We start from the raw sequence: 26,433 nt of genomic DNA on the forward strand, positions 1-26,433 counted from the left end.
CTGTCAGGCGGCGGCACGCAGCTCGGCCGCATGGTCCTTCGCGAACTCGGTGAAGGACCGGCCCGGGCGTCCCGTCACGTCGGTGAAGGCCGTCGTCGTGAGGTCGCCCCAGTTCCCGGAGTACGCGTTGAGGTACTCCCTGGTGACGGCCGCGTCCCACTCGCGCAGGCCGGCGTCGAGCATCGAGCGGTAGGCGTCGTCGGGCGTCACGGGCTGGTAGGCGATCGGCGTGCCGTAGACCTCGGTCAGGGCGGTGGCCGCCTCCCCCAGCGAGATGCTGGCCGGGCCCGTGAGCGTGTAGGTGCGGCCCTTGTGCGACGCCGGGTCGCGCAGCACCGCGGCGGCGAAGTCGCCGATGTCGCGGACGTCGATCAACCCGATCCTGCCCTCCCCCGTGCCGCCGTAGAGGGTGTCGCCGTTGACCGAGCCCAGCAGGTTCTGCATGAAGAAGGCCGGGCGGATGACGGTCCAGTCGAGGCCCGAGGCGGCCAGCTCGACGTCGGACAGGGCGTGCAGGCGGCCGTTGCGGGTGGGGGCGTCGTGGGCGGCCCCGATGGCCGACAGGCGCACGACGTGACGCACCCCTGCCTTCCTGGCCGCCCAGAGGGCGTTCATGCTCGCGTGGGGCGCCTGGGGGCCCATGGCGGTCAACAGCCACAAGGTGTCGACGCGCGCGAAGGCCGCGTCGAGCGTGGCGGGATCGTCGAGGTCGCCGACGGCCACTTCGACGCCCGCGGGGGCCTTGGCCGCGTCGCGCACCAGGACGCGCACGTCGGTCAGGTCGCCGAGGGACCTCAGCACGGCGCCGGAGACGGTGCCGGTGGCACCGGTGATCAGGATGGTCATCGCAATGTCCCCTCTTCTGCGGAGATCAACTCGTCGATCAGGTCGAAGAACTTCTGGATGCCCGGCAGGTTCGCCCCCTTGGCGCGGGAGGCGGCGAAATCGTCGCCCGAGCGCCAGTCGACGATGTCCAGCCATTCGTCGTCGGACAGGCGGACGAGCCTGGCGCCGAGGAAGCCGGCGCGGTCGGCCGCGAAGTCGGCGAGCATGTCCGGGCGGGCCGCCAGCAACTGGTCGGCACGCTCCGGGGACACTCTGAATCTGGTGAGTTCCACCGTCGTCGTCATGCCACGACAATATAGTAAGAATTAGTGACAGTCAAAATCAGTGACTAAATGGAGGGCCGACACGTGCGCAGGAGTCATCGCAAGCAGGACGAACCAGACCTCGGTGTCCTGGCGGGGCGCACGCTCTTCGCCCTGCAGGGCGAGCTCTTCGCCAAGCTGGCCGAGCAGGGGCATCCGGGTCTGCGGCCGCGGCACGGGGCGGTGCTGGCCTACCTGGACGAGGAGGGCAGCAGGGCGACCGACCTGGCGGCGCAGTCGGGGCAGCACAAGCAGGTGATCGGCACGCTGGTGGACGAGCTGGTCGCGCTCGGCTACGTGGAACGCCAGCCCGACCCGGCCGACCGCCGGGCCAAGCTGATCGTGCCCACGGAGAAGGCGCTGGACCACATGACCAGGTCGGACGCCATCATCGCCGAGATGGAGGCCGCGCACGCACAGGCCGTGGGCGAGCAGGCGTACGCGGAGTTCAAGAGGGTCTTCAAGCTGGTCGCCGAGCGGCAGACGAGCGCGGCGGGATGACGGCTCAGGTCAGGCGCAGCGACATGACCAGGTAGCGGAAGGCGGGCTGGGCGTCGCCCGGGACGTCCTGGATGAGGGCGGGCCTGGTCGGTGACTCCATGTTGATCCTGGCCAGCTCGGTCTCGATGCCGGTCAGGCCGTCGAGCAGGAACTGCGACTGGAAGGCGATCTGGATGTCGTCGCCGCGCAGGTCGCATCCGACCACCTCGGTGCCGCGCCCGATGTCGCCGCCTCCCGCCTGGATCAGCACCTGGCCCTGCGAGAACGACAGCCGGATCGCGGTGTTGCGCTCGGCCACCAGGGCCACCCGCTTGATCGCGTTGACGAACGGCGTCACCGCGACGTCGGCCCTGATCGACCAGTCGGAGGTCAGCCTGGCCCGGTAGTCGATGAACTGCTCGTCGAGCAGGCGCACGGTGGTGCTGCGGCCGACGCTCTCGAACCCGGCCACGCCGTCGCCCATCGCGACCGACACCTCGCCGCCGCGCAGCGACTTGGCCACCTCCACCAGCACCTTCGCCGGCACCATGGCCGAGACGGCGACGCCCGGCGCGGCCGGACGCCAGACGAAGTCGTGGGCGGCGATGCGGTAGCGGTCGGTGGCGGCCATCGCCACGGACTCGCCGTCGATGTCGACCCGGATGCCGGTGAGCATCGGCAGCGTGTCGTCGCGGCTGGCCGCGGGCGCGACCTGGCTGACCGCGGTGGCGAACACGCCGCCGCCGATCGCGCCGATGCTCGGAGGCATCGTCGGCAGGGCCGGGAAGTCTTCGACCGGCATCGTGATCAGCCCGAATTCGGCGCTCCCGCAGGTCAGCACGGCCTCGGCGCGCTCGGTGACGATCTCGACGTCTTCGGCCGGCAGGCTGCGGCTGATCTCGGCGAGCAGCTTGCCGGGGATGAGCACGCTGCCGGGCTCGGCCACGTCGGCGTCGACCCGGGCGCGCGCGGAGACGTCGTAGTCGAAGGCGGACAGGGTCAGCTCGTCGCCCGCCTCCAGGAGCAACCCGGAAAGTACGGGCACCACCGGGCGGCTGGGCAGGACTCTGGCGGCCCATGCCACCGCATCTGCCAGTACATCGCGGTTAACCCGGATCTTCACGAGGATCCACCCTTTCGTCGCGCCGTGCCTCTATGAAAATAGCCGCTCCCACCGACAACTCCGGCTGAGACCGGGCACGACTGGGCGGCCAGTGACCATTGAGCCTGGTGGGGCAGGAAGGGCGTCAGGCCCGGCTGTTCAGGTATGCGAGCACGGCGAGGACGCGGCGGTTGTCGTCGTCGGAGGGGGCCAGGCCGAGCTTGGCGAAGATGCCGGCCGTGTGCTTGGCGACGGCGCTCTCGCTCAGGTAGAGCCGCTGGGAGATCGCGGCGTTGGAGCGGCCCTCGGCCATGGCCTCCAGCACCTCGCGCTCGCGCGGCGTGAGCGCGGCCAGCGGCTCGTTCCTGGCGTTGCTGGCCAGCAGCTTGGCGATCACCTCGGGGTCCATCGCGGTGCCGCCCTCGGCCACCCTGCGCACGGCGTCGATGAACTGCTCCGCGTTGAACACCCGGTCCTTCAGCAGGTAACCGATGCCGCCCGAGCCGTCGGCCAGCAGCTCGCGGGCGTAGAGCTGCTCGACGTGCTGCGACAGCACGAGGACGGGCAGCCCCGGCACCTGCGCGCGGGCGGTCAGCGCGGCCTGAAGGCCCTCGTCGGTGAACGTGGGCGGCAGCCGTACGTCGACGACCGAGACGTCGGGACGCAGCTCCAGCAGGGCCTTCAGCAGCTCGGGGCCGCTCTCGACCGCGGCGACGACCGTGAAGCCGTGCGCCTGCAACAGGTGGACCAGGCCGTCTCTGAGCAGGTAGAGGTCTTCGGCGACCAGCACCCGCTTCATCAGCAGGACCCCAGACCACCGACACGGCCGAGTACGAGGCTTCTGTTGTGGACGAGCCGGATACGCATGGCCGCAATGTACATGATGGTGCCAATGGCGATGTTGAACACGATCAGCGGCCATTGCAGGGGTTCGGGCAGGTAGAGGGCGAGGAACCAGCTCCGCTCGTCGATGTGGGCCGCCTTGAAGACGGCCGTGACGAGGCCCTGGGGGAACAGCGGGCACCAGGCCGTGGCGTACAGGACGGCGATCGTGGCGGCCTTCCTGGGGGGCAGCTTGGTCTGCTCGGCCTGGTCGGGGAGCACGTGCGGGATGTCCAGGGTGACGACGGTGGGGCCGCCGGGCGGGCTGTGCAGGGCCAGCACGCCGTCGAAGGCGGCCAGGCGGCGTTCGATGCCGGTCAGTCCGCTGCCCGCGGCCGGGTCGGCGCCGCCCATGCCGTCGTCGCGGACGGTGATGCGCAGGGCCGCGCCGTTGACGCTGATGTCGATGGCCGCCGACTCGGCCCCGCTGTGCCGGGCGGCGTTGGCGAGCAGCTCGCTGATCGCGAAGTAGGCCGCCGCCTCCACCGGGGGCTCCAGGCGTTGGGGCAGCTCGACGTCCACCGTGACGCGCAGCGGGCTGTCCATGGCCAGGGCGCGTACGGCGTCGGCCAGGCCGCGTTCGGCCAGCACCGGCGGGTGGATGCCGCGGATGACGGTACGCAGCTCGGTCAGGGTCTCGGCCGAGGCGTCCCTGGTCTTGACCAGCAGGGCTTTGGCGGCGGCCGGGTTGTCGTCGATGAGCTGCTCGACCGCGCCCAGCGTCATGCCGATGGCCACCAGGCGGGCCTGGGTGCCGTCGTGCAGGTCGCGTTCGATCCTGCGCATCTCGGCGGCCTGGGAGTCGGCGGCGAGGTTGCGTACCTGTCTGAGATGGATGAGCTGGCCGGACAGGCGGCTGGCGGAGGTGGCGCCGAGCAGGAGGCGGACCATGAGGGCGTACAGCCGCAGGCCGCGCCCCGGGAACACGACGAACAGCGGCAGCAGCCCGACCTTGACGATCGGGTCGAGCACCAGCCAGAGCATGTCGCGCCAGGTCGCCGGGTCGGTGAGCAGCCACTTGAACCGGTCGTTCCAGGCCGGCATGCGCGGCGACTTGTACAACGTCCGGTCGGCGCGGTAGAGGCCGTCGGACATGGGGACCGGCGGCGGCGGCTTGGGGAGGTAGGGCGGCTCGATCTCGATGCCGGTCCACGCGCGCAGCAGGCCGCGGTGCTTCTCGGCCGTGCGCCGGACCATCCGGGCCTGCCACGGGAAGAAGAAGACCATCCCGAGCCCGAACGACAGCGTGATCATGGCGCCGGCCAAGGGGATCAGCACGATCTCGACCAGCAGCAGCGCGTACAGGGCCGCGACCTGCCCGAACCTCTGAAGCATGCTCCCAGTCTGCGCCAACATCCGCGCCGGGAACACTGCACCTAGATACACCCTTGCGCGGCATCTACCGCGATTCCACGGAAAAGCCGGAACTCCTAGCGTCGATGCCATGAAGGTGATCGAAGTGAGGAACCTGCGCAAGCAGTATCCGAACCACCTCGCGGTGGACGACGTGTCTTTCGAGGTCGCCGAGGGTGAGATCTTCGGCATTCTCGGCCCCAACGGCGCCGGCAAGACCACGACCGTGGAGTGCGTGGCGGGCATGCGCTCATCGGACGGCGGCACCGTACGCGTGACGGGCCTGGACCCACGCCGCGACCGGGACGAGCTGCGCCAGGTGCTCGGCATGCAACTGCAGAGCGCCGCGCTGCCGGAGAAGATCAAGGTGTGGGAGGCCCTGGACCTGTACGCCTCCTTCTACCCCGACCCCGCCGACTGGGGGGAACTGCTCGAACACGTCGGTCTCGGGCACAAGCGCGACGCCACGTTCAAGAACCTCTCCGGCGGCCAGCGGCAGCGGCTGTCGGTCGCGCTGGCGCTGGTGGGCCGGCCGCGGGTGGCGGTGCTCGACGAGCTGACCACCGGCCTCGACCCGCAGGCCCGCAGGGACACGTGGGAGCTGATCGAGCAGGTACGCGACTCGGGCGTGACGATCGTGCTGGTCACGCACTTCATGGAGGAGGCCGAGCGGCTCTGCGACCGGCTCGCGCTCATCGACGCGGGCAAGGTGGTGGCCACCGACACGCCCGCGGGGCTGATCGCCCAGGTGGGGGCCGAGCAGCACGTACGGTTCCGCCCCTCGGGCCCGTTGGACGACGCCGTGCTGCTGGCGCTGCCCGAGGTGCGCGAGGTCGTCAGGCACGGCGGGCAGGTCTCGGTTTCGGGCACCGGCAACCTCGCCCATGTGGTCACGCTGGCCCTGGCCCAGCACCAGATCATCCCCGCCGACCTGCGCATCGAGCAGGCGACCCTGGACGACGCGTTCCTCGCGCTCACCGGAAGGAAGTTGTCATGACGAAGATCCTGCTCGTGGAGGCCAAGCTGCACCTGCGCGACTGGCCGTTCATGATCTTCACCATCGGGTTGCCGGTCGGCCTGCTGCTGGTGCTGGGGCTCAGCGTGCCGGACATGACCAAGCCCGACGCATCCGGGCTGCGGTCGGTGGACGCCCACATGCCGGCCATGATGACCCTGCTCGCACTGCTGACGCTGGCCTGCAGCGTGCTGCCCACCGTGCTGGCCGGCTACCGGGAGCAGGGCGTGCTCAGGCGCATGTCCACCACGCCGGTGCATCCGGGACGGCTGCTGGCCGTGCAACTCGTGGTCAACCTGACCGTCGGGGCCGTGTCCACGGTCGTGCTGATCGTGGCCGGGATGGCGGCGTTCGGGACGTCGGCGCCCAGGCAGTGGCTCGGGTTCGTGCTGGTCTTCCTGCTCGGCACCGCCGCCCTGATGGCCATCGGCCTGGTGATCGCGGCGCTGGCGCCCAACGGGAAGGCGGCCTCGGGGATCGGGTCGGCGGTGATGTTCCCGCTGATGTTCGTCGGGGGCATGTGGCTGCCGCGCGAGATGATGCCGGACGCGCTGCGCAAGGTCAGCGACTTCTCCGTGGCCGGGCCCTTCGCCCAGGCGCTCAAGGACACCTGGGCCGGACAGGCCCCCCAACTCCTGCACGTGGTGGTGATGGCCGCAGGGCTGGCGGTGTTCGGGGGCCTGGCCGTGCGGCTGTTCCGGTGGGAGTAGGGACGTCAGCGGCGGGCCCAGACCGGGCGGGCGCCGGTGACGTTGGTCATCAGGGAGTAGAGCGAAGAGGAGGAGGCGATGAACAGCCTGTTCCTCTTCTGCCCGCCGAACACCAGGTTCGCCGTGTTCTCCGGCAGCCTGAGCCGGCCGATCAGGGTGCCGTCGGGGTCGTGGCAGAGCAGCGCCTTGCCGGCCGCGGCCCAGACGCGGCCGGTGTCGTCGAGGCGCAGGCCGTCGAAGTTGTCGGCCGGGGTGCCCTCGGCGAAGACCTTGCCGCCCGACAGCGTGCCGTCCTCGCCGACCTCGAAGACGCGCAGGTGCCTGGCCCTGGTGTCGGCGACGTAGAGGAGCTTCTCGTCGAGGGAGAAGGCCAGGCCGTTGGGACGGACGAAGTCGCCGGCCACCATGCGCACCTCGCCGGTCACCGGGTCGGCGCGGTAGACGTGGCAGCCGTCGATCTCCTGCTCGGCCACGACGCCCTCGTAGTTGCTGGTGATGCCGTACGGGGGGTCGGTGAACCAGACGGAGCCGTCGGAGCGCACGACGGCGTCGTTGGGGCTGTTGAGGCGCCTGCCCTGCCAGCGGTCGGCGATGACGGTGATCGAGCCGTCGTGCTCGGTGCGGGTGACGCGGCGGTTGCCCTGCTCGCAGGAGATCAGCCGGCCCTCGCGGTCGATGGTGTTGCCGTTGGTGTAGCCGGACGGCTGCCGGAACGTGCCGACCGTGCCGGTCGTCTCGTCCCAGCGGAGCATGCGCTCGTTGGGGATGTCGCTCCAGACCAGGTAACGGCCGGCCGGGAAGTAGACCGGGCCCTCGGCCCATCGGGTGCCCGTGTGGAGGCGTTCGAGCCGGTCGTCGCCGCCGATGCCGGCGAAACGCTCGTCGAGGGCTTCGAACTCGGTGGGGATCGTGTCCATGATGACCACCATACGGCATTCGGTCATATCGGCATTTCACCGTATAGGATTCAGCAATGGACGAGATCGACAGGACACTGATCGGGTTGTTGCTGGAGGACGCGACGCAGTCGTACGCGGCGCTCGGCAAGGCGGTGGGGCTGTCCAGCGGGGCGGCGCACGAACGTGTACGGAAGCTGCGCGAGCGCGGCGTGATCAGACGGACCACGATCGAGGTGGACCAGGACGCCCTGGGCCGCACGGTGACCGCCTACGTCCTGGTGGACGGCGCGACCTGGATGGGCGAGACCGCCGGCCCGCTGGCCGCGATCCCCGCCGTGGAGGAGGCCCACGTCATCGCGGGGCCGGCGTCGCTGCTGGTCAAGGTGCGCACGTCCAGCACCAAGGAGCTCCAGGACGTCCTGCGCCAGATCTTCGAGGTGGACGGCGTGACCGGCACCCAGACCATCGTCGTGCTGGAGACGTTCTTCGAGCGAACCCTCAAGTAAGCTTCAGGTATGGTCGCCTGGAACAGCAAAGAACTGACGGTCGGACAGCTCGCCGAACGCAGCGGCGTGGCCGTCTCCGCGCTGCACTTCTACGAGACCAAGGGTCTCATCGCCAGCCGCCGCACCGCCGGCAACCAGCGCCGCTACCACCGCGACACCCTGCGCAGGGTCGCCTTCATCCGGCTCTCGCAACGGCTCGGCATCCCCCTCGCGACCATCGGGGACGCGCTGTCCGAACTGCCCGACGGGCGCACCCCCAACCGGGAGGACTGGGCCAGGCTGTCGGCCGCCTGGCGCGGCGAGCTGGACGACCGCATCGAGCAGCTCCAGCGGCTGCGCGACGACCTGACCGACTGCATCGGCTGCGGCTGCCTGTCACTCGACCGATGCCCGGTCGCCAACCCGTACGACCGGCTCGGCGAGGAGGGGCCGGGCGCCCGCCGCATGGACACCCGGCTGTCCCCGCCCAAGGTCTGCTGCGTCAGCCCTTCGGCGCCGCAACCGGCGGAACGATGAGCGTCGGCCGGTGGGCGTGGTGGAGCACATGGTTGGACACGCTGCCGAGCAGCACCGACCTGACCCCGGCCAGGCCCCGCGAGCCGGTCACGATGAGCGAGGCGTCGATCTCGTCGGCCACGTCGACGACCGTCTTCCAGATGGACTCGTTGTCGGCGACCGCGCGGTAGGTCACCTCGGGCAGACCGGCGGCGACAGCCAGCTCGGCGCCTTCCTTGGCGTAGTACTCGGCCTGGGCCTGCGCCTCGGTCTCGGTCTCCGGCGAGATCGCCCCCGCCGCCAGCGGGTACTTCCTCATCTGCACGAGCAGCGGCTCCCACACGGTGACGACGACGGTCGGCTGAGCGGCCAGATTCTTGGCGGCGAACTCGATGGCGCTGCGCGAATCCGCCGAGCCGTCGTAGGCGATCAGAATGGTCATGGCGTTCTCCCCTTTGCTTACGTCATCGGGTAGAGCGCCCTGATGATCGATCCCCATCCCTTCCGCGGCTGTCTGGTTTGTCACACCTTGACCGTCGTTTGGCGTCAGTGCTGGGCCATGTCCACGAAGCGGCTGTAGTGCCCCTGGAAGGCCACGGTCACCGTGGCGGTCGGGCCGTTACGGTGCTTGGCCACGATCAGGTCGGCCTCACCGGCCCGGGGCGACTCCCGCTCGTAGGCGTCCTCGCGATGCAACAGGATGACCATGTCGGCGTCCTGCTCGATAGATCCCGATTCGCGAAGGTCGCTAACTGCGGGGCGTTTGTCCGTACGTTGCTCGGGGCCACGGTTGAGCTGCGAGATGGCGATGACCGGCACCTCAAGCTCCTTGGCCAGCAGCTTGATCGCACGCGAGATCTCCGAGACCTCGTTCTGGCGGCTCTCGGTCTTCTTCGGCGAGCTCATGAGCTGGAGATAGTCGATGACCACGAACCGCAGGTCGTTGCGTTGCTTGAGCCGCCGGCACTTGGCCCGGATCTCCATCATCGACATGTTGGGCGAGTCGTCGATGAACAACGGCGCCTCGGCCACCTCGCTCATCCTGCGCGCGAGGCGGGTCCAGTCGTCGTCGCCCATCATGCCCGAGCGCATCGCGTGCAGGGCGACCCTGGCCTCGGCGGACAGCAGACGCATGGTGATCTCGTTGCGGGACATTTCCAGCGAGAAGATGACAGTGGTCATTCCATGCTTGATCGCCGCAGAACGCGCAAAATCCAGACCCAGCGTGCTGTTGTGAGTGGGAATGCAGGTGCGGCCCGCCAGGTACATGTGGTCGGCGTTGTCGACCTCGACGCAGCGCACCGGACGGCTCTCGATCTTCCGCACATCGACGATGTAGCGGACCCGGGTCTTGGGATGCGCGGCATCGACCTGCCTGGCCGCCTTCCTCGGCAGCCGGAAGAGCTTGTCGGAGGTCGTGAAACTGATCATGTAGCAGGTCGAGCTCTCCTCGGTCCTGCCTCTGACCGGCTTGGTACGCATGGTCGCCTTGTAGCCGAGGCTCAGCACCAGCTCGTGCACGTCGGCGGCGAGGCGACGGCTGGTGACGGCGAACTGGATCTGCCCAGCGGCGTTGACGTGGCCGTCGGAGTCGAGCAGCCCGGCCAGCAGGGCGCGTCGCTGTCCCTCAGAGGCCCGCAGGTAGCCCGGCGGGATGTGCTTGTCACCGAGGACGCCCAGAGTGCGGAGGAGGCCTTGGACGGTGCCGTGGTCGAGATGGCAGGCCTGACACCGCCGCAGCCCGCTCGAGGGACGACCGCAGTCGGGACACGTGGGCGCGGCCACCGGCGCGGAGACCGAACGGGCCCTCGCCCCGCAGCCCCTTCCACAGGTGCGGACCTGCGAGGTCTTGGAGACGAACACGGCACCGCACACCACGCACGTGCGCCGCGCCGGGGACGCCGGCTCCGGAAGGGTCATCTGGTAGGCGATCGAGGAGCCCACGCGGGTGACCCGGATGCCCTCGGCCTCGATGTTCTCGATGATCTCCGGGTCGACGGTGGAGAACCGCGCGCCCGCGCTGTGGCCGTCGCCCAGCCACACGCCGAGCACGTAAGGGGACAGCGGAAGCTCCCGCTCGGCCAGCGCGAAGGGCGCCGCCACCGCCACCGCGTGGTTGGGCCGCCCGTCGGCCGTCGTGCAGCGGAGGGTGGCGGCGATCTCCTCCGTCGTCACGACGTGCTGGTGCTCCGCGGTCGTGGCGGCGTTCTTCGGCGTGGTGATCCGCGTGTGCAGAGCGCTGTGGAGCTCGCCCGCCGGGTAGGCGGGGGCATGCCAGGAAGAGCTCCTGATCGGGCCGCCGACGGCGGTGGGGACCTTCCCCATGGGGCCGACCTGCCGCTGGACGGTGTGGAGGACGTTGCGGAACTCCTCGCCCACGGTCTCAAGGGCCTCGCGATGCGTCACCGGCCTGTCCGGATGTCCGAACGCCGCGTCGCGGGCCTCTTCGACCCGCCGGACCGCCGCCGCCGTCCAGTGGAGGGACGGCAGCGTGGCGGCCGCCCTCCTGGCCGCGCGCGAGGACGTACGCCATTGGTGCTGGGCGTCTGCGACGATCACCGTGCCGTCGCTGAACTCCACCTCGTAGCACGGCCTGTCGTCCATCACGTCGGTCGCCGCGACGACCCGGGTCGGCCTGCCGTCGGCTCCGATCAGCTCATCGCCGACCTCGACCTCGCCCATCGTCGTCCAGCCGGTGGGCGTGGGCAGCGGGGTGTCGAGGGCCAGCGCCTTGCCGATGGCCGGGCGGGCGGCCACGACGATCATCTGGCCCGGGTGGAGGCCGTTGGTGAGTTGGTCGAGGTCCTGGAAGCCGGTCGGGACGCCGACCATCTGGCCGCCGCGGCTGCCGATGGCCTCCAGCTCGTCGAGGGCGCCCGGCATGATGTCGGCCAGCGGCGCGTAGTCTTCCGACGTGCGGCGTTCGGTGACCTTGTAGATCTCCGCCTGGGCGCGGTCGACGAGGTCGTCGACCTCTTCGTTCTGGCCGCCGTAGCCGAAGGAGACGATGCGGGTGCCGGCCTCGATCAGGCGGCGCAGGATCGCCTGCTCGCGCACGATCTTGGCGTAGTAGCCGGCGTTGGCGGCCGTGGGGACGACCGCCGTCAGCGTGTGGAGGTAGGCGGCGCCGCCCACCCTGGCCATCTCGCCGCGTTTCTGCAGCTCGTCGAAGACGGTGACGGCGTCGGCGGGCTCGCCTCGGCCGTAGAGGTCGGTGATGACCTCGTAGACCATCTGGTGGGCGGGCCGGTAGAAGTCGTCGGAGCGCAGGATCTCCACGACGTCGGCGATGGCGTCCTTCGACAGCAGCATGCCGCCGAGCACGGACTGCTCCGCCTCGATGTTGTGCGGCGGGGTGCGATCGAAACCGGGGCCTCCGCCGCCCTCTTCGTCAATGCTCACCGCGCCCCCTCGAACAACCTTGCAGGCGGTCGCACCACCCCCACTTGTAGTCGACCGGTGTGACAGTTTCGCTGGTTCGGCGCGTGAGGGCAACGCGGCCTGTGGACAACGCTGTGGGTGAGCTGTGCACCAGCGCGCCCAGGGTGTGAAAGCTCTGTGGACGAGCCTGGGGATAACTCTTTCGGATATGCACCGATCATCGTCTGACCTGGGCAAACAGTGTCCACCGGCTGTGGAGGAAAGAAAGTTGGCCCGACACGCCGTGTAATGGCCATAATAGACAAATGCCCATTACACCCCAGGACCGGGAGATTTTGCGGCTCGCGCTGCCCGCGTTCGGCGCGCTGGTCGCCGAGCCGCTCTTCCTGCTCGCCGACTACGCCATCGTCGGCCACGGCCTCGGCACCACGGCCGTGGGCGCGCTGGGCGTGGCGGGGGCGGTCCTGGCGACGCTGGTGAACCTCTGCGTCTTCCTCGCGTACGGCACGACGGCGTCCGTGGCGCGGCAGAGCGGCGCCGGCAACCACGCGCGGGCCATGCGCAACGGCGTGGACGGCATCTGGCTGGCCCTGTCCATCGGCGTGGTGCTCATCGCCCTGGGCTGGCCGCTCGCGCCGGCCATGGTCGACCTGTTCGGAGCCGCTCCCGACCAGGCCGAGCTGGCCGTGACGTACCTGCGGATCAGCCTGCTCGGCGCGCCCGGGATGCTGGTCGTGCTGGCGGGCACCGGGGTGCTGCGCGGCCTGCAGGACACGGTCACGCCGCTGGTGGTGGCCGTGGGCTCGTTCGCGCTCAACGCGGCGCTGAACGCCTGGTTCGTGCTCGGGCTGCATTGGGGCATCGCCGGGTCGGCGTGGGGCACCACACTGGCCCAGACGCTCGGAGCCGTCGTCTACCTGGTCGTGGTGGTCAGGGGCGCCCGGCGGCTCGGCACGCCGCTCACGCCCGACCTCGCGGGCGTCCGGCAGGCCGGTACGGCCGGTTTCGCCCTGCTCATCCGTACGGTGTGCCTGCGGATCGTGCTGATCGTGGGCACGGTGGTCGCCACCAGGATGGGCCAGGCCCAACTGGCCGCGTACGCCATCGCCGGCCAGGTGTGGAACCTGATGGCCTTCGCCCTCGACGCGATCGCGATCGCCGGCCAGGCCATCACCGGACGCTCGCTCGGCGCCGGGGACACGGTCGTCACCAGGGCCGCGACCAGGCGGATGATGCAGTGGGGCCTGTGGTCGGGCCTGGCGCTCGGCGTGGCGGTCGTGGCGGCCAGGCCGCTGCTGCCCGGCCTGTTCGGCGCCGACCCGGCGGTGACCGACGAGCTTCTGGCCGTGTTGTGGCCGGTCGCGCTGTTCCAGCCGATCTGCGGGGTGGTGTTCGTGCTCGACGGCGTGCTGATCGGCGCGGGCGACCAGCGCTACCTGGCCTGGGCCGGGGTGTGGACGACGCTGGCGTACCTGCCCGCGGCCTTCCTGGCCGCCGAGTTCGGCCTGGTCGCGCTCTGGTGCGCGCTCGGGGTGTGGATGATCGCCCGGCTGGTCACCCTCACCCGGCGGGCGGCCGGCACGGCCTGGCTGGTGACCGGCGCGTAGCCGATCCGACCTGCCGCGTCACCCCGGCGGACGGCCGGAGTCCGGGTCACCGTAATCGTCTTGTGCTTGCCGTTGTCCAACTGGTGAGACAGCATGGGCGAGTTCCCTGAGCGGGGTGTTCCGTGTCCACGATTCTGCGACGACTGCCGCCGTCAGAGGCGACCGGGTTACGCACCGGCGCCCGCCACAGCCTGTCCGAGGTCTATCGCCCGGCCGACCTCGTGGTTCTCGGGCTCGGTGTGATCATCGGAGCCGGCATCTTCAGCGTCGCCGGCGAGCAGGCCCAGACCACCGCGGGGCCCGGCGTGATCCTCTCGTTCATGATCGCCGGGATCGCGTGCCTGCTGGCGTGCCTGTGCTACGCCGAGCTGTCGTCCACGATGCCAACCTCGGGCAGCGCCTACACCTTCACATACGTCATCTTCGGCGAGGTCTGGGCGTGGATCATCGGCTGGGCGCTGATCCTGGAGCTGCAGTTCGCCGCCGCGGTGGTGGCCAGGGCTTGGGCGTCCATCGCGGTCAAGGCGGTCGCCGACTTCGGCGTACGGGTGCCGCAGTCCGTGGACGACGTGCTCGTCCTGGCCATCCTGGTGCTGCTGACGGGCATCGTGGCCCTCGGCGCGCGGGTCGGGCTGCGGGCGCTGTGGATCATGGTGTCGGCCAAGCTGCTGGCCATCGGGGCGGTCATCGTCGTGGGCCTGGCCCACATCGACGTGGCCAACTACGGCGACTTCTACGTCGAGCCCAAGGCGCTGCCCGTGCGTCCGCGGACCGTCATCGAGCTCTTCGCCGGGCACGGCATGGCCTTCGGCTGGTTCGGCGTCTTCGCAGCGGCCTCGGCGATCGCGTTCGCCTACATCGGCTTCGACATCGTCGCCACCTCGGCCGAGGAGAGCGTCAACGCGCCGAAGGCCGTGCCCAAGGGCATGATCCGCAGCCTGGTGATCGCCACGGTCATCTACCTCGCGGTCGCGCTCGTCATGGTGGGCATGGTCTCGTACACGAAGATCAGCGGGGACGCGCCGCTGTCGAGCGCGTTCCGTGCCGTGGGCGTGGACTGGATGGTGCACGTCATCGACGCGGGGGCGGTGCTCGGGCTGACGACGGTGATCCTGGTGCTGATCGTGGGCCAGACGCGCGTGCTGTTCTCGATGGCCCGCGACGGGCTGATCCCGCGCGGCCTGGCCACGGTCAGCCGCAGGTACCACACGCCGACGCGGGTGACGCTGCTGATCGGGTTCATCGCGATCGTGCTGGCCGAGTTCGTGCCGGTGCTGACCATGCAGGAGCTGGTGGTGATCGGGACGCTGTTCGCGTTCCTGTTCGTGGCGGCGGGGGTGATCGTGATGCGGCGGCGCATGCCGCACCTGGAGCGCGGCTTCCGCGTGCCGCTCTCGCCGCTGCTGCCCGCGCTCTCGCTGGTCGCCACGCTCTGGCTCATGCTCAACCTGCGCGTGCTCACCTGGGCGTGGTTCGTCCTGTGGATGGCCTTCGGGCTGCTGGTCTACCTTCTGTACGGCCGCCGCCACAGCCTGCTCGCCACCCCGCGCGACGCCCCGGCCGAACCCGGCCGGGGCCGCCACCGCCGCTAGAGGCGTCCGGATTCGAGCACGCTGCGCAGGAACTCCCTGGTCCGCGGCTGCTCCGGCGAGGCGAAGATCTTCTCCGGCGGGCCCTTCTCCACCAGGACGCCGTCGTCGAGGAAGCACACGGTGTCGGAGATGTCGCGGCAGAAGCTCATCTCGTGGGTCGTGAGGATCATGGTCATCCCCGACTCCTTGAGCTCCCTGACGATCCCCAGCACCTCGACCACCAGCTGGGGGTCGAGCGCCGAGGTGACCTCGTCGAGCAGCATCAGCCTGGGCTGCATGGCCAGCGCCCTGATGACCGCCACCCGCTGCTGCTGGCCGCCCGAGAGCTGGTCGGGGTAGGCGCCGGCCTTGGCCGCCAGCCCGAATTTGGCCAGCAGCTCATGTGCCTCCTCCTCAGCCTGCTTCCTGGGCGTCTTGAGCACCTGGCGCGGCGCGAGCGTGACGTTGTCGAGCACGGTCATGTGCGGGAACAGGTTGAACGCCTGGAACACGATGCCGAGCCGCTTGCGCACGTCGTCGACGTCCACGCGGGGGTCGGTGATCTCCTGGCCGTCGAGGTGGATGGCGCCGTCGTCGACGGTCTCCAGCAGGTTCACGCAGCGCAGGAGGGTGGACTTGCCCGACCCGGACGCGCCGATCAGGCTGACGACCTCGTGCGCGCGCACCTCCAGGTCGATGCCGCGCAGCACGCTGTGACCGTGGAAGTTCTTCCACACCCCTTCGATGGTCAGCAGGCTCATGCGCCCCGCCTCCTGCGCGTACGGGCGGCCAGGTGGTCGGTGAGCCTGGCCATCGGGATCGTGAGCAGGATGAACAGCAGCGAGGCGACCAGGTAGGGCGTGTAGTTGAACTTGCTGGAGGCGATGATCTGGGCCTGCCTGAGCGCCTCCAGCGGCCCGATGGTGGCCACCAGCGCGGTGTCCTTCTGCAGCGAGACGAAGTCGTTGAGCAGCGGCGGCACGACCCGGCGGGTGGCCTGCGGGAGCACGACGAACCGCATGGTCTTGACGTGGCTCAGGCCCAGCGAGCGGGCGGCCGCGACCTGGCTGGGGTGCACCGACTCGATGCCGGAGCGGAACACCTCGGCCACGTACGCGCCGTACGAGAGCGTGAGCCCGATCACGCCGAGCGTGGCCAGGTCCGTGGGGATGCCCTGCAGCCGCAGCGCGGGCAACCCGAAGCCGACGAGGTAGATGACCAGGATCGTCGGCACGCCGCGGAAGACGTCGGTGTAGAGCGTGGCCAGGGCCCTGATCGGGAAGAACGCGGGCGTGGTGATGCCTCTGGCCAGCGCCACCAGCAGCCCGACGATCAGGATCAGCGGCTCGGCGATCAGGAACATCTTGATGTTGAGCAGGAACCCGTCCAGCACGTGGGGCAGCGCCTTGACGAACCACTCGGGGGCGAAGAACGCCTCCTGAACCCGGGGCCAACCGGGCGAGTTCGTGACCAGGACCACGACCAGGACGATGAAGACGATCGTCGAGGCCGTGGCGATCGAGCCCGAGCGGCGCGCCCGCGACCTGCGGACGCGCTCGCGCTCAAGCTGCCGCTGCGAGGGGACGTGCTCGCTGGCGGGCTTACTCGTCGGGCTCACGACAACTCAGGCGCGCCGGCGGCCGAGCCCAGCCACTCCTGCTCGATCTTCGCCAGGTCGCCCTTCGACTTCAGGGAGTCGACGGCCTTGTCCAGGCACGGCTTGAGCGCGCTGCCCTTCTCCATGACCAGGCCGAACTCCTCCGGCGTGCCCGCGGTCGAGCTGAACTGGCCGACGATCTTGGAGTTGTCCACCTGGGCGGCCGTGACGTAGAACGCGGTGGGCAGGTCGACGACGATCGCGTCCACCTGCTTGTTCTTCAGCGCGTTCACGGCGTCGACCTGGTCGTTGTAGACGTTGGGCTCGGCGGACGGCTTGATGACGTCCTTGACCCCGGCCAGCGACGTGGTGCCCACCTGGACGCCGAACTTGGCGTCCTTGAGCTCGGCCACGTTCTTCGCCTCGGCGAACTTGCTGCCCTTGATCGCCACGACGGCCTGCTTGACCGTGTAGTAGCCCTTGCTGAAGTCGACCGCCTTGGCCCGGTCGGGGTTGATCGAGACCTGGTTGACGTCGAAGTCGAACTGCTTGGCCCCCGGCGCGAACGCGGAGTCGAACTTGATCGTGCTCCACTGCACCTCGGTCCGGTCGAAGCCGAGCTCGCCGGCCACCGCGAACGCCACCGCGCTCTCGAAGCCCTGGCCGTTGCTCGGGTCGTCGTCCTTGAACCACGGCTCGTAGGCCGGCTTGTCGGTGCCGATGGTGAGCTTGCCGCCGTTGACGAGCTTGAGCTGGTCCTTCGTGCACATGTCGGCAGCCGCGGAGCCGGTCGCCGTGGCCGCGGGGGCCGGTTGGTCCGCCGGGGCACATGCGACGGCCCCTACCGCGAGCACACCGATCGCGAGCAGCATCGTGGAACGGGCCATGGCAGAGCCTCCAGGGGGAAACACACACAAAGAACGCAGGCATTCTACGCGGCCCCCACGGGAAACAAGTGCGCAGGTCACCACGGCAGCCGGTCACGCGTGGGCGCGCGTCACGGCGGCCCGCCGGTGAAGGGTCAGCGGCCGTTCCCCTGGAGGGCCCTCGGCCGGAGCACGGCGGGTGGCCGGACCAGGCGCAGCCGTAAGGACCGGAAAAGGACACCGGCCACGGGCGGCGGGCACGGGAACGCGAAAAAGCCCCCCTCCTTGCGGAGAGGGGCTTGATCAGCGATCGTCAGCCGGCCACGACGTCGACGTCGACGGACGCCGACACCTCGGGGTGGAGCTTGACGGAGATCTTGTGCGACCCGACGCTCTTGATCGGGTTGCGGATCTCGATGCGACGGCGGTCGAGGGTCGGGCCACCGGCCGCCTTGACGGCGTCGGCGATGTCGCCCGTGGTGATCGAGCCGAACAGCCGGCCCGACTCGCCCGCGCGGGTGGTCAGCCGCACGCGCAGGGCGCCGAGCTGGCCGGCGACCTCCTTGGCGGTGCCGATGTCGCGGATCTCGCGAGCGTCGCGAGCCTTCTTGATGGTCTCGATCTGGCGCTCGGCGCCACGCGTCCAGCGCATGGCGTAGCCGCGCGGGATGAGGTAGTTACGGCCGTAGCCGTCCTTGACCTCGACGACGTCGCCAGGGGCGCCGAGGCCGGAGACCTCGTTGGTGAGGATGAGCTTCATGTCGACAGACCTCCTTAGCGCGCGGTGCTCGTGTAAGGCAGCAGAGCCACCTCACGGGCGTTCTTGATCGCGGTCGCCACGTCGCGCTGGTGCTGGGTGCAGTTGCCCGTCACCCGGCGCGCACGGATCTTGCCGCGGTCGGAGATGAACTTCCGAAGCAGCGCCGTGTCCTTGTAGTCGACGTATGAGATCTTGTCGTGGCAGAACAGGCAAACCTTCTTCTTGGGCTTGCGCAGTGCCGGCTTAGCCATCGTGGTGCTCCTCTCAGAGCCCCGCCTTTCGGGCGGGAATGGACTCGGGCTTGTGGACAGGTGTTAGAAAGGCGGTTCGTCGCTGAAGTCGTTGCCGCCGCCGAAGCCGCCGCCCTGGTTGCCGCCGCCACCGAAGCCGCCGCCACCACCGCCACCGCCCTGGTAGCCGCCGCCCTGGGGCGGGGCGGGCGAGGCAGAGGCCCACGGGTCGTCGGCAGGGCCGCCGCCGAAGCCGCCGCCACCGCCGCCGCCGCCCTGACGGGTGGTGCGGTTGACCTTGGCCGTGGCGTTGCGCAGGGACGGGCCGACCTCGTCGACCTCGACCTCATAGACCGTGCGCTTCTCGCCTTCCTTGGTCTCGTAAGACCGTTGCTTGAGCCGCCCCTGCACGATGACCCGCATGCCGCGCTGGAGGCTCTCGGCGGCGTTCTCCGCCGCCTGCCGCCACACGTTGCAGGTCAGGAAGAGGCTTTCGCCATCCTTCCACTCGTTGGTCTGGCGATCCATGAACCGCGGAGTGGACGCGATGCGGAATCGAGCCACCGCTTGACCCGTCGGGGTGAAGCGCAGCTCCGGGTCGTCGACAAGGTTGCCGACGATGGTGATTACGGTGTCGCCTGCTGCCATGGCTAGCGCTCGCCTTCCTGCACGCCTTCGCTTGGGTTACGGCTCAGAGTACGGGTGCTCTCCGACAAAAAGCCGGTGGTCGTCAACAAGAAACCCGCTCGTCGGCCCGCCACCGAGACGGCGGCCCGCTTCGCGGCCTTCCTGCTGCTAGTGCACGTCCGGGCGCAGGACCTTGGTGCGCAGGATGCCCTCGTTGAGGTTCATCTGCCGGTCGAGCTCCTTGACCGTCGCGGGCTCCGCGGACAGGTCGATGACGGCGTAGATGCCTTCCGACTTCTTGTCGATGTCGTAGGCGAGCCGACGACGGCCCCAGACGTCGACCTTCTCCACGGTGCCGCCGTCGTTGCGGACCACGGTGAGGAACTGGTCGAGGGACGGCGCGACAGTGCGCTCATCGAGCGAAGGGTCCAGAATGACCATTACTTCGTAACGACGCATGCGGGACTCCAACCTCCTCTGGACTCTTGCGGTCACGACACTCTGCCGTGACAGGAGGACGCTGACGTCAGGCCGCGGCGCCCCATTTCGGCGCCCCGGGTCGATGGATCACCCATCACAACGCAGCGCTGCCCAGGTTACCAGCCACGAGTAGGTGGGAAAGCATGTAAGAAAGCAAGGGGGTGGCGGCTGTGCCACATGTGCTTCATCCCTCTGAAAGGGAGCAGTTCAGGCTCACGCTCAACACCGACGGACGCTCTCACCCGGTGGAGAACGGCCTGGCGGTCGCGACACTGGCGTGCGGTCTCGTGGCGTTCGTCGCCGCGTTCTTCCCCGCCGCCCACGTGATCTCGTCCTGGCTCGGCACGCTCGGTTTCGGGACCGGTCTCTACTCGCAGTACATCTCGGTGACCACGCCTCAGCGCTCGGTCAACATCGTGGGTCTGGTGGCCTCGTTCGTGGGAGCCGTGCTCGGCATCGCCCACGGCGGCTTCCTGCCGCATCCTTGACGGGCCCCCGCACGGCGAACGGCCCCGGTGACGCCCGGGGCCGTCGTGTGTCCGCGGCTCACCTGCCGATGTGCAGGTCGATGCCGAGCAGGACCAGGAACCAGAGGAACACCGCGAGCAGTGCCTCGGCGACGTCCCGGAGGAGACCCGGGGTGATGTAGTCGTAGATCCAGGCGACGTAGATTCCGACGATCACGTAGACCAATAAGAGCAGCGCCCGCAGCCGCCAGCGTGTCATATGCGTTCTCCTCGGGGGTAGGGGGTGCCGGGCGTCTTCCCGGGGGCGGTCCCGCCAAACGGATAAGCTCCTTGACATGCTGCGTATCGGAGCTCACGTCGACCAGGACGATCCCGCCGCTCACGCCGAACGGGTCGGCGCGGAGGTCGTGCAGTTCTTCCTCGGCGATCCCCAGGGCTACGCCAAGCCGGTGCTGCCGGACAAGCCGGTCGAGGGCGTCGACGTCTACATCCACGCGCCCTACCTGATCAACGTCGCCACGACGAACAACCGCATCAGGATCCCCAGCCGCAAGCTGCTCGAACAACATCTGAAGGCGGCCGCGGGGCTCGGCGCCAAGGGCCTGGTCGTGCACGGCGGCCACGTCAACAAGAGCGATGACCCGCAGGTGGGCTTCGACAACTGGCGCAAGGTGTTCGAGCGCATGGAGTGCCCGATCCCCGTGCTCATCGAGAACACCGCGGGCGGCGGCAACGCGATGGCCCGCAAGCTGGAGCGCATCGCCCGGCTGTGGGACGCGCTCGACGGCTTCGACGTGGGCTTCTGCCTCGACACCTGTCACGCGCACGCGGGCGGCGAGGAGCTGGTCGACCTGGTCGAGCGGGTCAAGGCGATCACTGGCCGGATCGACCTCGTCCACTGCAACGACTCGCGCGACGACTTCGACTCCGGCGCCGACCGGCACGCCAACCTGGGCCAGGGGAAGATCGACCCCGAGCTGATCCTGGCGGTCTGCCGCGCGGCCGGCGCCCCGGTCGTGGTGGAGACGCCGGGCGAGGGCCAGGCCGACGACATCGCGTTCCTGCGCAAGAACCTCTGAACGCGGCGCGAGAACCTCGGAACGCCGCACTGGGGCCTCGGAACGCCGCGCGGGAGCCTCTGGACCGAAAACACACAGCCTGTGGATAACTTCCCTGGATTACCGAGGCGAAGAAACGGGTAGAGACTTCAGCCCGCCCAGGCACCCGTGAGGAAGCGGGCCGCGTTGAGGTACATGAGCGGCCCGCAGATCAGCGCGTACAGCACGATGACCCACGGCTTCCTGGTCGCCACCTTCGCGACCAGCACCCACAGCGGGAACCACAGCAGCAGCGAGCGCGGGATCGACAGGTAGTACGCCGAGGTCATCAGCGCCGCCGCCTGCAACCCGCAGTAGACGGCCTCGCTCCACCTGCGCAGCGCCAGCAGCCACACCAGCACGCCCACCGCCAGCACGGCCCCGGCGATCTCCATGCGGAAGGCCACCGCGAAGTCGTCGGTGCCCATGGCCGAGCTCCACGTCGTCCGCCACGCCTGCCAGGGCCACTCGAAGTCGCGACCCCAGCCGGCCTCCTGCGCGTGCTTCCACGCCAGCCAGTCCCCGGAGCGCCGGTAGTGGTAGAACGAGTACGCCGCCAGCGGCAGGAAGGGCACCGCCAGCCAGCCGGCCCGCCGCCACGACTCCCTGCTCCTGACGAACTCCACCGCCAGCGCGACCGCCAGGAACAACCCGGTGATCCGCACGCACGACGCCCCCGCCGCCAGCAGGACGGCCTGCGGCCAGCGTCCGAGGCGGGCGGCCAGCCACGCGGGGATCGCGAAGGCCAGGAACAGCGACTCGCTGTAGCCCGCCGACAGGAACACCGCCATCGGGAACAGCAGCAGCGCCAGCACCGCCATCCAGCCGGTCGCGCCCTCCAGCTCGGCCAGCCTGGCCAGCGCGACCATGGCCACCGCACCGGCGACCAGCGAGATCAGCATCCCGCAGATCGCCCAGTCGGGCACCACGAGATGCACCGCCCGCAGCGCGACCGGCAGGCCGGGGAAGAACGCGGGCAGGCCGTCGTCGTGCGGTTTGCCGGGTTCTCCGTCGTACCCGTACTGGGCGATCGTGACGAACAGGCCGGCGTCCCATTGGCGCCACTTGCCGGCGTACTCGGCGAGGGTCACGCCGAGCAGCGTCGACACCAGGAGCCCGGCCCGCGATCCGAGCCACAGCAGCAGCGCGTCCCGGCCGGCCGAGCGCGTGATCATGGTGTCTTCAGTACGAACCGGTCGGGGGCGTCGTCGAACACCCCGCCCGCCTGGTCGTCGATGTCACCCTGGCGCACCACGTCCCGTTCCGGGCGCAGGATGTCACGGACGACGAACGCCATCATGATCCCGATGGTGATGACCCGTCCCCAGACCGCGGTGAAGTACGTGTCGTCCCCGATGCCCAGGTCGTCGCGGCTGAGCGGGGGCTGGGCGAGCAGGTAGAGCCAGATCGCCGCGAAGTACCAGACCTCGGCGAGCTGCCACAGCGCCAGCGGCTTCCACCTGGGCCTGGCCAGCACCGCGAACGGCACCAGCCACAACACGAACTGCGGCGACCACACCTTGTTCGTCATCATGAACGCGGCCAGGGCGAGGAAGCAGATCTGCACCAGCCGGGGCCGGCGCGGCGCGGCGAGCGCGAGCACGGCGATGCCCAGGCACAACACGGCCAGCGCCACCATGCCGAGCGTGCTGACGTCGGCCTCGCCCAGGATGCCCCAGCCCTTGCGCTGGAAGAACAGCCACGGCGATCCCCAGTCGATCCCGCGTTCCTGGGAGAAGACGTAGAAGCGGCGCCAGCCGTCCCAGGCGAAGAGCATGAAGGGCACGTTCACCACGAGCCAGGCCCCCGCGGTCGAGCCCAGCGTCACCAGGAACGGCCGCCAGCGGGCGGTCCTCAGCGTGAGCAGGAACAGCGCGCCGAGGAACATCAGCGGGTAGAACTTGGTCGCGATCGCCAGGCCGAGCAGCACGCCCGCCAGCACCTGCCGCTTGCGCGCCCAGGCCAGCAGCATGCCCATCGACAGCGCGCCGGCGACCAGGTCCCAGTTGATGTACGCGGCCAGGATCACGGCGGGCGAGATCGCGTACCACAGCGCGTCCCACCGGCGGGTGGGCCCGGCCACCGCCGCCATCAGCAGGACGCCGACCACCAGGCAGATGCCGAGCAGCAGGACCGTGAGGTCGTAGAACCTGACGGCCTGGGCGACCTGGTCGAGGTCCAGCTTCCGCGAGATCCAGGCGATGACCTGCATCACCTCGCCCAGCACCACCGGGTACTCGACCTGCTTGTCGAACGGCACGTCGGCGAAGTACGGGTTCTGGGTCGCGAGCTGCCGGTCGAAGTACAGCGGGTAGATGTCGGTGTAACAGAAGTTCGTGTACGTCTGGACCTGGTCGTTCCATCCGCCGGTCCGGCACGGCAGCCGCACCACGTAGGCGAGGACGGCCCCCAGGGCGGCGATCAGCCCCAGGGGGAGGAACGGCACGGCACGCGCCACCAGGGGGGCGCGTGCCTCGGTCGTGGTCACCACTCCTCGTGTCTGGCGTTCATCTGGTGGGTGCCGGCCGGGCGGGAGTCAGGCACCCTGCCGCCTCCGCCGCCGCTCAGGATGCCGTGGTCGTCGGCCTCGGGGATGCCGGTGTCCTGCTGGGAGTCGTCGGTGACGTCACCGCCGTCGTCGTTGCAGGGCGCGACCAGGCAGTCCTGCTGGTTGCCGTCGTCGAAGGGGTTGCCCGAGCCGTCGTCGATCGGGTTCGTGGCGGTCGGCGTCGGCGTCGGCACCGGGCGCGGCACGATGTTCTCCGGCAGGCCGATGTCGGCCTTCTGCGGGAACTGCTCGATCGGCTTGCCCTCGTGCGCGGCGAGCATGAACCGCCGCCAGGTCGCGGTGGGCGGGCCGGCGCCCTCGAACCCGAGCGGGGACTCCACGGCCTTGGTGTACTTGTTGTTCGGGCCGTACTTCTTGCTCGGCTTGCCGCCGGGGGTCTCCGGGCAGTTGGCATGCAGGGGCTGGACGACCTTGCCCGTCTTGGTCACGCACCGCTCGCGGTAGAACCCGACAGCCGTGGAGATCTGCGGCGTGTAGCCGACGAACCAGGCTTCCTTCTCGTTGTTGTTGGTGCCGGTCTTGCCGGCCGCGGGCCGGTTGCCGAGCCCCTGGCCCGCTGCGGTGCCGCTCCTCAGCACCTCCTGCATGGCGGTCGTCGAGTCGGCGGCCACCTCCGCGTCGATGACCCTGGTCGAGGTCCGCTGCTCGGGGTAGACGACCTGGCCGTTGAGCTTGACGTCCTGCACCACGTGGTACTTGGTGTACTTGCCGCCGTTGGCGAAGATCGCATACCCGGCGGCCTGCTCGACCGGCTTCACCAGGGCGCTGCCGATGGCGAACTGGAACTGGTGCTCCCTGACGTCCTGGTCCATGCGTCCCTTGTCGAACCCGGCGTTCTCCACGAGCTCCTTGACGTCTTCGAGCTGCCTGGGCAGCTTGAACGCCATCGACACGTACGCGGTGTTGACGGACTGCGCCGTGGCCTTGATCACGTCGACGGCCTGGCCGACGTTGTGGCTGTTGCGGAAACCGTCCTTCTGCTGGCCCGGGATGATCTTCGGCACGGTCTGGTTGCCCGGCACGTAGCTCTTGAGCGAGTAACCGGCCTGCAGCCAGGCCGCCAGCACGTACGGCTTGAACGCCGACGCGGCCTGCTTGTTGGCGTCGAACGGCTCGTTGAACGGGTCGGTGAGGAAGTCGCGGCCGCCGTAGAAGGCCAGGACGCGGCCGTTCTTCGGGTCGACGGCGGCCAGGCCGGCGTGGAACTCCTTCGACATGTTCGCCGTCGTGGCCTCGACCGCCGTCTTGGCGGCCTTCATGAGCTTCTCGTCGAAGGTCGAGGTGATCTGGTAGCCGCCGCTCCTGACCATGTCAGGGGTGAGCTTGCGCTGCTTCAGCTCCTCCAGCACCTGCGTGATCATGTAGCCGCGCAGGCCCGCGTAGGCTTCCTTGGCGTCGCCCTTGTAGATCTTGGGGAACTTCGCCTTCGCCGGCAGGTCGCCGTACTTCTGGGGCCACTGCTCGGCCATGTACTTGATGGTCGTGCTCCACCGCTCGCGCAGGCCGGGGTCGTCGGGGCCCCAGCTCGGGCGCTGGATGCGCGCGGCCAGGTAGGCGCCCTGCTCGGGGGTCAGGTTCTTGGCGTGGACGCTCTTCCCGAAGTACGCCTGCGAGGCGGCCTCGACACCGTAGGCGAGGCCGAAGTTCACGGTGTTGAGGTAGCGGGCGAGGATGACTTCCTTGGTCAGCTCCTGGTTGAGCTTGACCGCGACGAAGATCTCCTTGAGCTTGCGCTTGACGGAGACCTCCTGGCTGAGGCCGTCGTAGTAGCCGCGGGCCATCTGCTGGGTGATGGTCGAGGCGCCCTGGAGCTGCTGGCCGGTCGCGGTCATCCACACCGAACGCGCCATGCCGGAGAGGGAGACGCCGGAGTCCTCGTAGAACGTCTTGTTCTCGATGGCGACCGTGGCGTCCTTGACGGTGTCGGCCATGTCCTTGAAGTCGACGGTCTGCCGGGGCACGCCGAGCTTGGCGAGGACCTTGCCGTTGCGGTAGTAGAGCGTGCTCTGCTGCGCGACCGCCGACGCCTGGGTGGCCTCGGGCACCGGCGTGAGGTTGTAGGCGACCATGATCATGCCGAAGATGCCGGCCGCCAGCACGACCACGCTGGCCACGACGATCTTCCAGCTCGGCACGAACCGGCGCCAGCCGCTGCGCCTCTTGGTCGGCGGCCCGGGCGGCTCCGGGGGTTCGTCCTGCCCGCTCGCCCGGCGCGAGCGCCTGGGCGGCGCCTCGCTGACCATCGTCTCCTGGTTGCTCACGGAACGCGTGTCCTGCCGCGCCCGGGAGCGGGCGCGCGGCGGCAGCTCCTCACGCCCCTGGGGCGCCCCGCGCCGGGGCTGCGGCCCGGAGGCGGGGTCGCTGTACGACTGCGCGGACATTGCGCCGGTCTGCTCATAAGCGGCTTCAGGACGACGCGGCGACTGCGCCGAACCCCAATCGGAGTCACCGGTTTGGGGAGGAGAACCTGGGGGCACAGAACGGGATGAGTTGGAGCGACGGCGCCTTCCCGGGCGGGCCGTCCCCTCATTCATGCTGTTACTCACACGTCCTCGCATCGTCGTCGGATAAAAACGGCGTATGGGCGTGAG

The 26,433-nt window shown here is 69.5% G+C and carries 28 protein-coding genes; 9 read left to right on the forward strand and 19 right to left on the reverse strand.

Features of this window, described 5'->3' with window-relative positions; genetic code table 11:
* Positions 1 to 3 precede the first annotated feature (3 nt).
* Together ACIA8R_RS01695 and ACIA8R_RS01700 are read right to left on the reverse strand one after the other, a co-directional pair.
* Complete coding sequence (locus ACIA8R_RS01695; RefSeq protein ID WP_397035916.1) at positions 4 to 846, reverse strand: SDR family oxidoreductase; 843 nt, start codon at positions 844 to 846, stop codon at positions 4 to 6.
* Positions 843 to 1,130 carry an antibiotic biosynthesis monooxygenase gene (locus ACIA8R_RS01700; protein WP_364083657.1) on the reverse strand — a complete coding sequence of 96 codons (288 nt, stop codon included), beginning with the start codon at positions 1,128 to 1,130 and terminating at the stop codon, positions 843 to 845. The genes ACIA8R_RS01695 and ACIA8R_RS01700 overlap by 4 nt, the downstream gene beginning before the upstream one ends.
* Before the next feature lie 63 nt (positions 1,131 to 1,193).
* On the opposite strand from ACIA8R_RS01700, the gene ACIA8R_RS01705 reads away from it, so the two are divergent.
* A complete protein-coding gene (locus ACIA8R_RS01705) occupies positions 1,194 to 1,649 on the forward strand; it encodes a MarR family winged helix-turn-helix transcriptional regulator (RefSeq protein WP_397035918.1) in 456 nt (151 codons plus the stop codon).
* Between the two features lie 4 nt (positions 1,650 to 1,653).
* Here ACIA8R_RS01705 and dnaN read toward each other — a convergent pair whose 3' ends face one another.
* The 3 genes from dnaN to ACIA8R_RS01720 all read right to left on the reverse strand — a co-directional run bounded on the left by dnaN (position 1,654) and on the right by ACIA8R_RS01720 (position 4,947).
* The gene (gene dnaN / locus ACIA8R_RS01710; RefSeq protein ID WP_397035920.1) at positions 1,654 to 2,751 is read right to left on the reverse strand and encodes a DNA polymerase III subunit beta; all 1,098 of its coding nucleotides are present in this window, start codon (positions 2,749 to 2,751) and stop codon (positions 1,654 to 1,656) included.
* Positions 2,752 to 2,875: 124 nt separating this feature from the next.
* On the reverse strand, positions 2,876 to 3,529 hold the full coding sequence (locus ACIA8R_RS01715) for a response regulator transcription factor (protein ID WP_357693392.1): 654 nt from the start codon (positions 3,527 to 3,529) through the stop codon (positions 2,876 to 2,878).
* Entirely contained in the window at positions 3,529 to 4,947 is a 1,419-nt protein-coding gene (locus ACIA8R_RS01720) for a sensor histidine kinase (protein WP_397035923.1), read from the reverse strand. The genes ACIA8R_RS01715 and ACIA8R_RS01720 overlap by 1 nt, the downstream gene beginning before the upstream one ends.
* Positions 4,948 to 5,056: 109 nt before the next feature.
* Here ACIA8R_RS01720 and ACIA8R_RS01725 point away from each other — a divergent pair, with 109 nt between their 5' ends.
* Entirely contained in the window at positions 5,057 to 5,962 is a 906-nt protein-coding gene (locus ACIA8R_RS01725) for an ABC transporter ATP-binding protein (RefSeq protein WP_397035925.1), read from the forward strand.
* Positions 5,959 to 6,690, forward strand: a complete 732-nt coding sequence (locus tag ACIA8R_RS01730; RefSeq protein WP_364083647.1) for an ABC transporter permease — start codon at positions 5,959 to 5,961, stop codon at positions 6,688 to 6,690. The genes ACIA8R_RS01725 and ACIA8R_RS01730 overlap by 4 nt, the downstream gene beginning before the upstream one ends.
* A gap of 5 nt (positions 6,691 to 6,695) precedes the next feature.
* Here ACIA8R_RS01730 and ACIA8R_RS01735 read toward each other — a convergent pair whose 3' ends face one another.
* The gene (locus ACIA8R_RS01735; RefSeq protein ID WP_357693384.1) at positions 6,696 to 7,607 is read right to left on the reverse strand and encodes an SMP-30/gluconolactonase/LRE family protein; all 912 of its coding nucleotides are present in this window, start codon (positions 7,605 to 7,607) and stop codon (positions 6,696 to 6,698) included.
* 56 nt (positions 7,608 to 7,663) lie between these two features.
* Here ACIA8R_RS01735 and ACIA8R_RS01740 point away from each other — a divergent pair, with 56 nt between their 5' ends.
* Positions 7,664 to 8,095, forward strand: coding sequence for an Lrp/AsnC family transcriptional regulator (locus ACIA8R_RS01740; protein WP_397035927.1), 432 nt, complete (start codon positions 7,664 to 7,666; stop codon positions 8,093 to 8,095).
* Positions 8,096 to 8,104: 9 nt separating this feature from the next.
* Positions 8,105 to 8,611, forward strand: coding sequence for a redox-sensitive transcriptional activator SoxR (gene soxR / locus ACIA8R_RS01745; protein ID WP_397035929.1), 507 nt, complete (start codon positions 8,105 to 8,107; stop codon positions 8,609 to 8,611).
* Here the strand turns inward: soxR and ACIA8R_RS01750 are convergent.
* Positions 8,577 to 9,032, reverse strand: coding sequence for a universal stress protein (locus ACIA8R_RS01750; RefSeq protein WP_357693378.1), 456 nt, complete (start codon positions 9,030 to 9,032; stop codon positions 8,577 to 8,579). The genes soxR and ACIA8R_RS01750 overlap by 35 nt on opposite strands.
* 104 nt (positions 9,033 to 9,136) lie before the next feature.
* Positions 9,137 to 11,992 (reverse strand): replicative DNA helicase, encoded by a 2,856-nt coding sequence (gene dnaB, locus ACIA8R_RS01755; protein ID WP_397035931.1) that lies wholly within the window; start codon positions 11,990 to 11,992, stop codon positions 9,137 to 9,139.
* 284 nt (positions 11,993 to 12,276) lie between these two features.
* On the opposite strand from dnaB, the gene ACIA8R_RS01760 reads away from it, so the two are divergent.
* Positions 12,277 to 13,578, forward strand: a complete 1,302-nt coding sequence (locus tag ACIA8R_RS01760) for an MATE family efflux transporter (protein ID WP_397035933.1) — start codon at positions 12,277 to 12,279, stop codon at positions 13,576 to 13,578.
* Positions 13,579 to 13,700: 122 nt separating this feature from the next.
* On the forward strand, positions 13,701 to 15,170 hold the full coding sequence (locus ACIA8R_RS01765) for an APC family permease (RefSeq protein ID WP_397035935.1): 1,470 nt from the start codon (positions 13,701 to 13,703) through the stop codon (positions 15,168 to 15,170).
* On the opposite strand, the gene ACIA8R_RS01770 is transcribed toward ACIA8R_RS01765, so the two are convergent.
* From ACIA8R_RS01770 to rpsF, 7 genes are all read right to left on the reverse strand, one after another.
* Complete coding sequence (locus tag ACIA8R_RS01770; RefSeq protein ID WP_397035937.1) at positions 15,167 to 15,910, reverse strand: amino acid ABC transporter ATP-binding protein; 744 nt, start codon at positions 15,908 to 15,910, stop codon at positions 15,167 to 15,169. The genes ACIA8R_RS01765 and ACIA8R_RS01770 overlap by 4 nt on opposite strands.
* Positions 15,907 to 16,767, reverse strand: coding sequence for an amino acid ABC transporter permease (locus tag ACIA8R_RS01775; RefSeq protein WP_357693368.1), 861 nt, complete (start codon positions 16,765 to 16,767; stop codon positions 15,907 to 15,909). Before ACIA8R_RS01775 ends, ACIA8R_RS01770 begins: the two co-directional genes overlap by 4 nt.
* Positions 16,764 to 17,633 carry an ABC transporter substrate-binding protein gene (locus ACIA8R_RS01780; RefSeq protein WP_357693366.1) on the reverse strand — a complete coding sequence of 290 codons (870 nt, stop codon included), beginning with the start codon at positions 17,631 to 17,633 and terminating at the stop codon, positions 16,764 to 16,766. The genes ACIA8R_RS01775 and ACIA8R_RS01780 overlap by 4 nt, the downstream gene beginning before the upstream one ends.
* A 292-nt stretch (positions 17,634 to 17,925) precedes the next feature.
* Complete coding sequence (gene rplI / locus ACIA8R_RS01785) at positions 17,926 to 18,372, reverse strand: 50S ribosomal protein L9 (protein WP_357693364.1); 447 nt, start codon at positions 18,370 to 18,372, stop codon at positions 17,926 to 17,928.
* Between the two features lie 14 nt (positions 18,373 to 18,386).
* Positions 18,387 to 18,623: a 30S ribosomal protein S18 gene (gene rpsR / locus ACIA8R_RS01790; protein WP_020543048.1), complete on the reverse strand. Its 237-nt coding sequence runs from the start codon at positions 18,621 to 18,623 to the stop codon at positions 18,387 to 18,389.
* Between the two features lie 63 nt (positions 18,624 to 18,686).
* Positions 18,687 to 19,250, reverse strand: a complete 564-nt coding sequence (locus tag ACIA8R_RS01795; protein ID WP_364083620.1) for a single-stranded DNA-binding protein — start codon at positions 19,248 to 19,250, stop codon at positions 18,687 to 18,689.
* 147 nt (positions 19,251 to 19,397) lie between these two features.
* Positions 19,398 to 19,688, reverse strand: a complete 291-nt coding sequence (rpsF, locus tag ACIA8R_RS01800; protein ID WP_026214314.1) for a 30S ribosomal protein S6 — start codon at positions 19,686 to 19,688, stop codon at positions 19,398 to 19,400.
* A 191-nt stretch (positions 19,689 to 19,879) separates the two neighbouring features.
* Between rpsF and ACIA8R_RS01805 the strand changes: the two genes are divergently transcribed.
* Entirely contained in the window at positions 19,880 to 20,197 is a 318-nt protein-coding gene (locus ACIA8R_RS01805; RefSeq protein WP_397035941.1) for a hypothetical protein, read from the forward strand.
* Positions 20,198 to 20,255: 58 nt separating this feature from the next.
* On the opposite strand, the gene ACIA8R_RS01810 is transcribed toward ACIA8R_RS01805, so the two are convergent.
* On the reverse strand, positions 20,256 to 20,435 hold the full coding sequence (locus tag ACIA8R_RS01810) for a hypothetical protein (protein WP_357693360.1): 180 nt from the start codon (positions 20,433 to 20,435) through the stop codon (positions 20,256 to 20,258).
* A gap of 76 nt (positions 20,436 to 20,511) precedes the next feature.
* Between ACIA8R_RS01810 and ACIA8R_RS01815 the strand changes: the two genes are divergently transcribed.
* Positions 20,512 to 21,255: a deoxyribonuclease IV gene (locus ACIA8R_RS01815; RefSeq protein WP_364083614.1), complete on the forward strand. Its 744-nt coding sequence runs from the start codon at positions 20,512 to 20,514 to the stop codon at positions 21,253 to 21,255.
* A gap of 128 nt (positions 21,256 to 21,383) precedes the next feature.
* Here ACIA8R_RS01815 and ACIA8R_RS01820 read toward each other — a convergent pair whose 3' ends face one another.
* From ACIA8R_RS01820 to ACIA8R_RS01830, 3 genes are read right to left on the reverse strand one after another with little or no spacing between them, the layout of a single operon-like run.
* Positions 21,384 to 22,448, reverse strand: a complete 1,065-nt coding sequence (locus ACIA8R_RS01820; RefSeq protein WP_357693357.1) for a mannosyltransferase family protein — start codon at positions 22,446 to 22,448, stop codon at positions 21,384 to 21,386.
* Positions 22,445 to 23,761 (reverse strand): glycosyltransferase family 87 protein, encoded by a 1,317-nt coding sequence (locus ACIA8R_RS01825; protein WP_397035944.1) that lies wholly within the window; start codon positions 23,759 to 23,761, stop codon positions 22,445 to 22,447. Before ACIA8R_RS01825 ends, ACIA8R_RS01820 begins: the two co-directional genes overlap by 4 nt.
* Positions 23,758 to 26,223 (reverse strand): transglycosylase domain-containing protein, encoded by a 2,466-nt coding sequence (locus ACIA8R_RS01830; RefSeq protein ID WP_397035946.1) that lies wholly within the window; start codon positions 26,221 to 26,223, stop codon positions 23,758 to 23,760. The genes ACIA8R_RS01825 and ACIA8R_RS01830 overlap by 4 nt, the downstream gene beginning before the upstream one ends.
* Positions 26,224 to 26,433 lie beyond the last annotated feature (210 nt).

The sequence above is a fragment of the Nonomuraea sp. NPDC051191 genome, assembly GCF_044455665.1.
In the GTDB taxonomy this organism is placed as follows: Bacteria; Actinomycetota; Actinomycetes; order Streptosporangiales; family Streptosporangiaceae; genus Nonomuraea.